Annotated in this window: 10 protein-coding genes; 5 read left to right on the forward strand and 5 right to left on the reverse strand. The window is 68.6% G+C overall.

Annotated features, from left to right (window positions below):
- Positions 1-55 precede the first annotated feature (55 nt).
- From HPA02_RS14820 to HPA02_RS14840, 5 genes are all read left to right on the forward strand, one after another.
- Positions 56-760, forward strand: coding sequence for an ABC transporter permease (locus HPA02_RS14820; RefSeq protein WP_146803982.1), 705 nt, complete (start codon positions 56-58; stop codon positions 758-760).
- Positions 757-1,497, forward strand: coding sequence for an ATP-binding cassette domain-containing protein (locus tag HPA02_RS14825; protein WP_146803983.1), 741 nt, complete (start codon positions 757-759; stop codon positions 1,495-1,497). The genes HPA02_RS14820 and HPA02_RS14825 overlap by 4 nt, the downstream gene beginning before the upstream one ends.
- Positions 1,498-1,523: 26 nt before the next feature.
- Entirely contained in the window at positions 1,524-2,336 is an 813-nt protein-coding gene (locus tag HPA02_RS14830; RefSeq protein WP_146803984.1) for an ABC transporter substrate-binding protein, read from the forward strand.
- Between the two features lie 118 nt (positions 2,337-2,454).
- Positions 2,455-3,129 carry a response regulator transcription factor gene (locus HPA02_RS14835; protein ID WP_146803985.1) on the forward strand — a complete coding sequence of 225 codons (675 nt, stop codon included), beginning with the start codon at positions 2,455-2,457 and terminating at the stop codon, positions 3,127-3,129.
- The gene (locus tag HPA02_RS14840; protein ID WP_146803986.1) at positions 3,126-4,529 is read left to right on the forward strand and encodes a sensor histidine kinase; all 1,404 of its coding nucleotides are present in this window, start codon (positions 3,126-3,128) and stop codon (positions 4,527-4,529) included. Before HPA02_RS14835 ends, HPA02_RS14840 begins: the two co-directional genes overlap by 4 nt.
- Here the strand turns inward: HPA02_RS14840 and HPA02_RS14845 are convergent.
- The 5 genes from HPA02_RS14845 to HPA02_RS14865 form a co-directional block, all read right to left on the reverse strand.
- The gene (locus tag HPA02_RS14845; RefSeq protein ID WP_146803987.1) at positions 4,468-5,493 is read right to left on the reverse strand and encodes an AbrB family transcriptional regulator; all 1,026 of its coding nucleotides are present in this window, start codon (positions 5,491-5,493) and stop codon (positions 4,468-4,470) included. The two genes, HPA02_RS14840 and HPA02_RS14845, sit on opposite strands and share 62 nt — an antisense overlap.
- 3 nt (positions 5,494-5,496) lie before the next feature.
- Positions 5,497-7,005, reverse strand: a complete 1,509-nt coding sequence (locus HPA02_RS14850) for a tripartite tricarboxylate transporter permease (protein WP_146803988.1) — start codon at positions 7,003-7,005, stop codon at positions 5,497-5,499.
- A 12-nt stretch (positions 7,006-7,017) separates the two neighbouring features.
- Positions 7,018-7,473 (reverse strand): tripartite tricarboxylate transporter TctB family protein, encoded by a 456-nt coding sequence (locus HPA02_RS14855; protein ID WP_146803989.1) that lies wholly within the window; start codon positions 7,471-7,473, stop codon positions 7,018-7,020.
- Between the two features lie 56 nt (positions 7,474-7,529).
- A complete protein-coding gene (locus tag HPA02_RS14860; RefSeq protein WP_146803990.1) occupies positions 7,530-8,540 on the reverse strand; it encodes a Bug family tripartite tricarboxylate transporter substrate binding protein in 1,011 nt (336 codons plus the stop codon).
- Between the two features lie 110 nt (positions 8,541-8,650).
- A partial coding sequence (locus tag HPA02_RS14865; RefSeq protein WP_146803991.1) for a LysR substrate-binding domain-containing protein occupies positions 8,651-9,455 on the reverse strand: 805 nt, incomplete at its 5' end.

The following is a 9,455-nucleotide window of genomic DNA, read 5'->3' on the forward strand; positions in this document are numbered from 1 at the left end:
AGGATGCATCAACGCGAATTAATGCAGAAGATGCGAGAAGACCCAGGGAGACACGATGCCCACTTCCGATTCCGCCTTTATCACCGCCCTGAACCTGGTCCTCGGCCTGGACCCGGCGCTGCTGGCCATCGTCACCCTGTCGCTGCAGGTGTCGCTTTTGGCGGTGCTGATCGCCACCCTGATCGGCCTGCCCCTGGGCGCCGCCCTGGCGTTATGGCGCTTCCCCGGCCGTGGCCTGCTGATCGTGGTGCTCAATGCGTTGATGGGGCTGCCCCCCGTGGTGGCGGGCCTGGCGGTTTATCTGCTGCTGTCCCGGGCCGGCCCCCTGGGCCAGTTCGGCCTGCTGTTCACGCCCGGCGCCATGGTGATCGCCCAGGTGCTGTTGATCCTGCCGATCATCGCCGCCCTGACCCGCCAGCAGGTCGAGGAGCTCCACGGCGAGTATGCCGAGCAGTTGACCTCTCTGGGGCTGACGCGGCTGCGGCGCATTCCCACCCTGCTGTGGGACGCCCGCCTGGGGCTGATCACCGTGGTGCTGGCCGGCTTCGGCCGCGCCAGCGCCGAGGTGGGGGCGGTCATGATCGTCGGCGGCAATATCGATGGCGTGACCCGGGTGATGACCACCGCCATCGTGCTGGAGACCAGCAAGGGCAACCTGGCCCTGGCCCTGGGGCTCGGCCTGGTGCTGCTGGTGCTGGTGACCCTGATCAACGGCGCCGCCCACCTGCTGGGCGAGATGGCGCGGAGGCGGCTGGGATGACCACCCTGAATCAACCCCTGACCCAGGCCATCCCTTCGCTGATCCTGGAGGAGGTGAGCTTTCGTCACCGCGGCCAGCCCCTGCTGGCCCCGGTGACCCTGCGCCTGGATGGCTGTCACCGCACCCTGGTGATGGGCCCCAACGGCGCCGGCAAGAGCCTACTGATGCGCCTGGCCCATGGCCTGCTGGCCCCCAGCCAGGGACGCCTCCACTGGGAGGGCGAGACGCCGCGTCAGGCTATGGTCTTCCAGCGGCCGGTGCTGCTGCGGCGCTCGGCGCTGGCCAACCTCACCCATGCCCTGGCGGTCAAGGGCACGCCGCGCCGCCTTCGCAAGGCCCTGGCCCGGGAGGCCCTGGAGCGCTTCGGCCTGGCGGCGCTGGAGGCGCGTCCCGCCCGGGTGCTCTCCGGCGGTGAACAACAGCGCCTGGCCCTGGCCCGGGCCTGGCTGCTGGAACCTCGGGTGCTGTTCCTCGACGAGCCCACCTCGGCCCTGGACCCCGCCGCCATCCAGGCGGTGGAGGCTGCCGTCGACGAGTTCCACCGCCACGGCACGCGCATCGTCATGAGCAGCCACGACCTGCACCAGGCGCGACGCCTGGCCGACGACGTCCTCTTCCTATGCGGCGGGCGGCTGCTGGAACATACCCCCGCCGAGCGTTTTTTCACGGCACCGACCTCCACGGAGGGCCGGGCCTTTATCCGCGGCGACCTGGTGGTCTCGCCGCCCCCTCCCTAGCCACCAACCACACGAAAGGAAGCGCCATGAACAAGATCGCAGCGACACTCGCCGGCATCGGCCTGCTCGGCCTCTCGTCCCCCCTGCTCGCCCAGGAGGAGGCTCCCTATATCACCCTGGCCTCCACCACCTCCACCGAGAACTCGGGACTCTTCGACGCCATCCTGCCGCAGTTCACCGAGGCCGCCGGGATCGAGGTGCGGGTCGTCGCCGTGGGCACCGGCCAGGCCTTCGAGCTGGCCCGCCGCGGCGATGCCGACGCCCTGCTGGTGCACGACACCAGCGGAGAGGAGCGCTTCGTCGCCGAGGGCTATGGCAGCGAGCGGGCCGATGTGATGTACAACGACTTCGTGCTGATCGGTCCCAGCGCCGACCCCGCCGACGTCGCGGAGGCCGATAGCGTCACCGACGCCCTGACACGAATCGCCGAGGCCGAGGCGCCCTTCGCCTCCCGCGGCGACGACAGCGGCACTCACCGCGCCGAGCAGCGCCTCTGGGAGGCCGCCGAGATCACCCCGGCCGCCCCCTGGTACCGCGAGCTGGGCAGCGGCATGGGCCCGACCCTCAATACCGCCGCCGGCATGGACGCCTACGTGATGAGCGACCGCGCCACCTGGGTGGCCTTCGCCAACCCTCAGGACCTGACCCTGCTCTTCGAGGGCGACGAGCGCCTCTTCAACCAGTACGGCAGCGTGGTGATCGACGCCGAGCGCCACCCCCACCTCAAGCATGAACTGGCCGCCCAGTGGCACGCCTGGCTGCTCTCCGACGAGGGCCAGCAGGCCATCGCCGACTTCAGCGTCGATGGCCAGCAGTTGTTCTTCCCCAACGCCGACTAACCCCCCACGGCGGCGCCCTCCCGGGCGTCGCTTCCCGTCGACCGGTATCGCCGTAAGACCCGAGCCGCCCCATCGCGATATACTGCCCGCCTCGGCAACTCATGAGACGGGATGGCACGTGAAAGCGCTGGTAGTCGAAGACAACCCCAACCTGGCCACCTCCATCGCCACCTTCCTCACGGAGGCGGGCTTTCGGGTGGAGACCTGCGACGACGGCCAGGCCGCCGAGCAGTGGCTGCGCCATCTCTCCTTCGATCTGATCCTGCTCGACCTGGGACTGCCCAACCTGGACGGCATCCATGTGCTGCGCCGGCTGCGCGCCCGTCAGGACAAGACACCGGTGCTGATCATCTCGGCCCGGGATGACCTGGATCAGCGGGTGCTGGGGCTGGAAGAAGGCGCCGACGACTACCTGGGCAAGCCGTTCTCGCTGGTCGAGGTGGTGGCCCGGGCCAAGGCGCTGGTGCGCCGCGCCAAGCAGTTCGGCGAGAACAGCCTGCAGTGCGGCGGCCTGGAGCTGCCCCCGGACAGCCCCACCGTGCTGGTCGACGGCGAGGCGGTGGCGCTGCACCGCCGCGAGCGGGAGGTCCTCGAGTACCTGCTGATCAACCAGGGGCGCCTGGTCAGCAAGGCGCAGATCATCGACCGCCTCTCCGACCTGGACGATGCCATCACCCCCAGCGCCGTGGAGACCTATATCTCGCGGCTGCGCAAGAAGATCGGCCAGGCCGCCCAGCTACGCACCGTGCGCGGACTCGGTTATCTCCTCGATGCCGGCGAGCCGCGCCCATGAGCTCGATCCGCGCCCGCCTGCTGCTGTGGATCGGCCTGCCCTTCAGCCTGGTGGGCATCCTCACCCTGATCTCGAGTCAGGTGGTGCTCTCCCGCCAGATCAACGAGACCTTCGATGCCATGCTGCTCAACGCCGCCGAACGGGTGGAGCGGCGTATCCACTCGGTGGATGGCGAGCTGCGCATCAATATGCACTACTTCAGCATCAGCACCCTGGGCAGCCGCGGCGAGGGCAAGATCTTCTATCGCATCCGCGACGATGCCGGCAATATGCTGGCCGGCTTCGAGGGCCTGGAGGGCCCTCCCTCGGGCGCCGCCACGCCGGCCTTCTACGATACCTACTATGCCGGCAACGAACTGCGCGCCGTGGCCACCAGCTTCCCGGTGGTCCGCGCCACCCGCAGTGGCCATATCGAGGTGATCGTGGCCGAATCCACCGAGGCCCGCGACGGCCTGATCAACGACTTCCTGCTGACCCTCTCGGGACTAACCGCCGTGGGTGGCCTGCTCGCCGTGTCCATCGCCCTGCTGGCGATTCACCAGGGCCTGGCGCCGCTGCGTGCCATCAGCCGCGGCCTGCGCCAGCGCTCCCCCAACGACCTGGAGCCCATCGCGACCCAGGTGCCCCGGGAGGTCACTACCCTGGTGGCCAGCATCAACGGCCTGATGGCGCGGATGCGCCAGGGCATCCGCAATACTCAGCAGTTCAATGCCGATGTCTCTCACCAGCTGCGCACCCCGGTCTCGGAGATCCGCGCCCTGGCGGAGCTCACCGCGCGACGCTGCGCGGACCCGGCCCTGCGCCGCCCCCTGGAGGAGATCGAGCGCATCGCCGAGCAAGCCGGCTACACGGTGCAGCAGTTGCTGACCCTGGCCAAGACCCGCCACGAGCTGGTGGACACCCAGGCCCTGGTACCGGTGGCCCTCGGCGAGGTATGCCGGGAGGCCTGCGCCGAGGCGGCCGCACGCATCTATCAGCGCGGTCAGGAGCTGGAGCTGATCGAGCAGCAGGCCGGCGAGGTGCTCGGCGACCCGGTGCGACTACGCTGGCTGATGCAGAACCTGATCGAGAATGCCAGCCAGCATGCCGGCGGCGAGACGCCCTACCGGGGGCCCATCCGGGTACGGGTCTTCCAGCGGGAGGGGGCGCCGGCGCTGAGCGTCGCCGACGACGGGGTGGGGGTGGCCGCCGACGACCTGGCCCGGCTCACCGAGCGCTTCTATCGGGCCAGCCCGGCGACCCCGGGCAGCGGCCTGGGCCTGGCCATCGTCGACGAGGTGGCCCGCGCCCATGGCGCCCGCCTCGACTTCGCCAGTACTCCGGGCCAGGGGTTGACCGTCAGCGTCGTCTTTGCGCCGCGGCGCGACGCCGACGCGCCAGGGCGATCAGCGGCGGGGTAAGCAGGATCAACAGCAGCAGGCGCAGCACATGGTGGGAGACCACATAGACCGGGTCGATCTCCAGCGCCACGGCGATCACCGCCATCTCGCCGACGCCGCCGGGCAGCAGCGCCAGCAGCACCGCCGCGAAGGGTAGGTCCGTTAGGCTCGCCACCCCCCAGGCGGTCCCCAGGGCCATCACCACCGCATAGGCGCCGAACGCCAGCCCATAGCGCCCCACCCGGAGCAGCCGCGACCAGCCGGTGCCCGAGAAGCGCGCGCCCACCGAGCTGCCCAGGACCAGGAAGGTCAGGATCAGCAGCAGATCCGGCAGCACGATCCCATGGCCGAGGCTGGCCATGGCCGCGCCCACGGCGATGGGCCCCAGGAATTCGGGGATCGGCAGGCGCAGCCGCCGGCCCAGCCAGGCGCAGGCCGGGGCCAGCGCCAGCAGGTAGAGATCTCCCCAGTGCAGGCCGTTGCCCTCTCCCAGGACCACCCCGCCGGCCAGGTGGCTGGCCAGCAGAGCGGCGGAGGCTACCACCATCACCAGGCGAATGGCATGGGTGATGGCGATCCAGCGCACGTCGGCGCCGAGGCGGTCGGCGAGGATAACGGCGCCGTTCATGCTACCCGGGAAGGCGCAGAACAGCGCGCTGAGTCGGCTCATGCCGCTGCGCGCGAAGAGCCAGCGCCCGCCCAGCAGCATCAGTCCCATATAGCCGAGCATGGCCAGCACGCTGGGGTACCACTCGAGCAAGTGCGACAGCTCGCCCAGATCGATGCGGTTACCGATAAACAGGCCGAGCATGGCGATGGCGCCGCGATGCAGGCGTGGGTCGATGCCCGCCTTCGCCCCGGCCAGGGAGGCCGCCAGCACCAGGAACAGCGGCCCCAGCATCCAGGCCAGGGGCAAGGCGGCCAGGCTGGCCAGGCCACCCCCCAGGCCGCCGATCAGCAGGGTCAGCAGGCTACGCTTGAGCATGGATCAGGCGCCGGCGGCCGTCTTGCGCCCCCGGACCAGGCCCAGCAACCGCTTGCCGAACAGCGACACCAGCAGCAGCGCCAGGATCAGCAGGGTCACCGGACGCTCCAGCACATAGCTCAGGTCGCCGCCGCTGATCTGGTAGGAATGCAGCAGGGATTTCTCCGCCATGGCCCCCAGCAGCATGCCGATCACCGCCGCCGGCACCGAATAGCCGTAGTGGCGGAAGATCCAGCCGACCACCGCGAACACCAGCACCGTCACCGGCCCGGTCATGTTACCGGTGAGGCCGAAGGAGCCCATCACCGCCAGCACCAGCACCGAGGGAATCAGGTAACGCATCGGCACCTTGATGATATTGGCCAGCAGCGGGATAAACAGCAGCCCGATGACCAGCAGCAGGAACACCTGGGCGAAGTTGGCGAAGATGATGGCATAGACCACGTCGGTCTGCTGGCGGATGAATTGCGGGCCGCCGGTGATGTTATGCATGGCGAAGGCCGCCAGCATCACCGCCGTGGCCCCGCCGCCAGGAATGCCCAGGGCCAGCAGGGTGGCCATGGAGCCCGCCTCCGAGGTGCTGTTGGCCGACTCCGAGGCCACCACGCCTTTGGGGTTGCCCTTGCCGAAGGAGTCCGGGTCCTCGTCGCGGCGCTGGGTCTCCACATAGGAGAGCAGGTTGGAGACCGAGGAGCCGACCCCGGGCACCGCCCCCACGAAGACCCCGATCAGGCCGCCGCGGATCATCACCCAGGGGTAGCGGACGGCCAGCTTGAAGCCTTGGAAGATCTCCCCGAGCTTGACCTTGCGGGAGGCCTTCGACTCGACGATAAAGCCCTTGTTGGCCAACTTGAACAGCTCCGAGGCGGCGAACATGCCCATCATGGCGGGAATCACCGGCACCCCGTCGAGCAGATAGGTCTGGCCCATGGTGCCCCGCGCCATGCCCAGCTCGTTGAAGCCGATGGTACCGATCAACAGCCCCACGAAGCCGGCCATCAGGCCCTTGAGTACCTGCTCGCCCTTGAGGCTGGCGATCAGCGTCATGCCCCACAGGATCACCGCGAACATTTCCGCGGGCCCCAGCTTGAGCACCATCAGGGAGAGCGGCTGGATCATCACGAAGAGAATGACGTACCCCATCAGGGTGCCCAGCACCGACGACACCAGGGCCACCCCCAGGGCCTGGTTATGCTTGCCCTGGCGCGCCATGGGGTAGCCGTCGAAGGCGGTGGCGATGGCCGAGGAGGTGCCGGGAATATTCATCAATATCGCCGGGATGCCGCTACCGAAGGAGCCCCCGGTGAAGATGGCGGTCAGGAACAGCATCGCCTGGACGAAATCCATGTACAGGGTCATCGGCAGGAAGATCGCCATGGCCATGGAGATCTGCAGCCCCGGGGTGGCGCCGAAGATCAGCCCGATGACGATACCGGGCACCACCACCATCCAGGGGGAAAAACTCGAGAAGAGCAGGGCCAGGCCCTGCTCGACGGCGACGAAATCGATCATGGTGTGACTCCCTTAGCCCGGAAGGATCAGCATATGCATGGGATAGGGCAGCATCTGCGCGAAGAAGAAGGCCACGCCGAAGCCGAAGGCCAGGCTGTAGCCGCCCAGCAGCGGCCAGTGGCGCTCGCCCTTGAGCACCAGGAAGGCGGCGATGAAGAGCACCGTGGCCACGTCGAAGCCCAGCGTCTCCAGCGACAGCACATAGGCGGCGAACAGCCCCACCACCGGCAGGGTGCGGTGCAGCGGCTCGCCCTCGCGCTCCTCGCGGATCAGCAGGGTGCCCTTCTTCAGGCGCATCCCCACCTCCAGGGCCACGATGGTCAGCACCACCAGGGAGAGGGGCAGGATCAGCAGCAGGTTCTGTACGGCCGAGGAGACCCGGATGGCATCCAGCAGGTACCAGAGGGTGAAGCCGGCCAGGGCCATGAGGACCAAGAGGTCCCCATAGTCGCGTTTGTTGGCGGTCATGGATGGACTCCAATCGCCCCCGACCCACTCGCCGGGGGCGCATCATGCGGGAAGGATCAGTTGAGTAGGTCGGCGTAGGCCTCGAAGACCTCGAAGTTGCTGCGCATCAGCTCGTTGGAGCGCTCGGGGCCGATCCAGACCCCGCCGATGTCATTGCCTTCGAGGTGGTCCTGGACCTCCTTGCGCGCCAGGGTGTTCTGGATTGCCTCGGAGAGGATCTCGTAGCGCTCCGGGTACTGACGCTCGGTCTCGGCGGTCACCGCGAAGCCACGCATCGAGCCCTGCAGCACCGGCACCTCGATATCCATGGGATCGAGTGCCTCGTTGATGGTCGGCGCGTCCCACTGCTCGATGCGCTCGTCGCTGACCACGGCCAGCGGCGTCAGGAATTCGCGGATCCCCTCGCTGCCCTGGGCGCTGATGGAGGTGAAGTGGACCTGGCCGCCGGCCACCGCGGAACGCGCCTCGCCGCCGCTGTTATAGGTCACCAGGTTGAGGTTCTCCTGGGGGATGCCCGCCTCATCCAGCAGCAGGCGCACCATCAGGTGGCCGGCGGAGCCCTGTACCACCGAGGCCCGTACCTCGCCGGGATTGTCGCGGATCGCCTCCAGCAGCGAGGGCAGGTCCTCGAAGCCGCTGTCCTTGTTGGCGGCGATCAGGTCCAGGTCGAACCACTGGAAGTTGATAAAGGAGAAGTCCTCGATGCCGTACTGGGCGCCCCCGGTGAGGATGGTATTGGTCAGGTAGGGGGCGAAGGTGGAGGCGTAGACGGTATAGCCATCGTCCGGGCGCGACAGGATATAGTTCGCCGAGACCTGGGTGCCGGCACCGGGGCGGTTGGTGACCCGCACCGGTACGCCGAGCTCCTCGGCCAGGTAGGTGGAGACGGCGCGGGTCATGCGATCGGCGCTGCCCCCGGTGCCGAAGCCCACCACCAGGTCGAGGGGACGGTCCGGGTAATCACCGGCGGCTACCGGGGTGGTCATCGCCAGGGAGGCCAGCATGGCCGCGGCGGCGCCGGCCATCAGGGTCTTCTTGCCACTCTGGGGAAGGAAGCGATCGAACATGGCGTGTGTATCCTCGTTGTTAGATGGTCTCCGGGTCGTCGCCCGGTAGCCGTGACTTTAGAGGTCCAAGCTGTCACCAAGCTTGCATGGCGCCAATATTCGACTAAGGTCTAAGCCGTTCGGGGCGTCGCCTCCAGCCGTTTCAGCAGCCCCCCCAGCTCGTTGCACAAGAAGCGCGACTCCACGCATTCGCCCAGGTGGCCCTCGGCGAAGCGCAGGAAACCCAGTGCCGCATGGGAAAGCCGGCGGTCGCGGCGCACGATGAATTGCCAGTGACTCTCCAGCGGCAGCCCCGCCACCGGCAGGATCACCAGGTCGGGATGCTCCGGCGGCAACACATGCTCGGAGAGCACGGCGAGCCCCATGCCGGAGGCCACGCCGACGCGAATCGCCTCGTTGCTGGCCATCTGCAGGGTTGGCCCCAGGCTCAGGCCCTGCTCCTGGAGCCAGCCGTCGAAGAGCATGCGGGTCGCCGAGCCCGGCTCGCGCAGCAGCATGCGCTCGCCAAGCAGCTCGCTCATCGCCACCCGCTCGCGCCCGGCCAGGGGATGGTCCCGGGGCGCCACCGCCACCAGGGGGTTGCGCAGGAAACGCCCCGCCACGGCATGAGTCAACGAGGGTGGATGGCTGAACACATAGAGGTCGTCTTCCTGGCGCTCGAAGCGGGTCAGCATCTGCCGGCGATTGCCGATATGCACGGTCACGTCGACCTCGGGAAAGGCCCGGCTGTAGGGACCCAGCAGCCGCGGCAGCACGTACTGGGCGGTATTGACCAGGGCGATGGAGAAGCGCCCCCGCTCGCCGCCGCGCAGGGCCTCCAGGTAGTCGCCGAAGTCATCGAAGCGCCCCAGCACCTCGCGGCTGGCCCGGTAGAGCTCGGCGCCCGCCTCGGTGGGCGCGAGCCGCCCCTGGCGG

The organism is Bisbaumannia pacifica (assembly GCF_007989625.1).
GTDB classification, from domain to species: Bacteria; Pseudomonadota; Gammaproteobacteria; order Pseudomonadales; family Halomonadaceae; genus Bisbaumannia; species Bisbaumannia pacifica.

Coding starts and splice junctions, on each gene's coding strand:
- HPA02_RS14845 (WP_146803987.1), bottom strand. CDS start 5,493: ATGCTCAAGCGTAGCCTGCTGACCCTGCTGATCGGCGGCCTGGGGGGT.
- HPA02_RS14825 (WP_146803983.1), top strand. CDS start 757: ATGACCACCCTGAATCAACCCCTGACCCAGGCCATCCCTTCGCTGATC.
- HPA02_RS14830 (WP_146803984.1), top strand. CDS start 1,524: ATGAACAAGATCGCAGCGACACTCGCCGGCATCGGCCTGCTCGGCCTC.
- HPA02_RS14840 (WP_146803986.1), top strand. CDS start 3,126: ATGAGCTCGATCCGCGCCCGCCTGCTGCTGTGGATCGGCCTGCCCTTC.
- HPA02_RS14820 (WP_146803982.1), top strand. CDS start 56: ATGCCCACTTCCGATTCCGCCTTTATCACCGCCCTGAACCTGGTCCTC.
- HPA02_RS14855 (WP_146803989.1), bottom strand. CDS start 7,473: ATGACCGCCAACAAACGCGACTATGGGGACCTCTTGGTCCTCATGGCC.
- HPA02_RS14860 (WP_146803990.1), bottom strand. CDS start 8,540: ATGTTCGATCGCTTCCTTCCCCAGAGTGGCAAGAAGACCCTGATGGCC.
- HPA02_RS14850 (WP_146803988.1), bottom strand. CDS start 7,005: ATGATCGATTTCGTCGCCGTCGAGCAGGGCCTGGCCCTGCTCTTCTCG.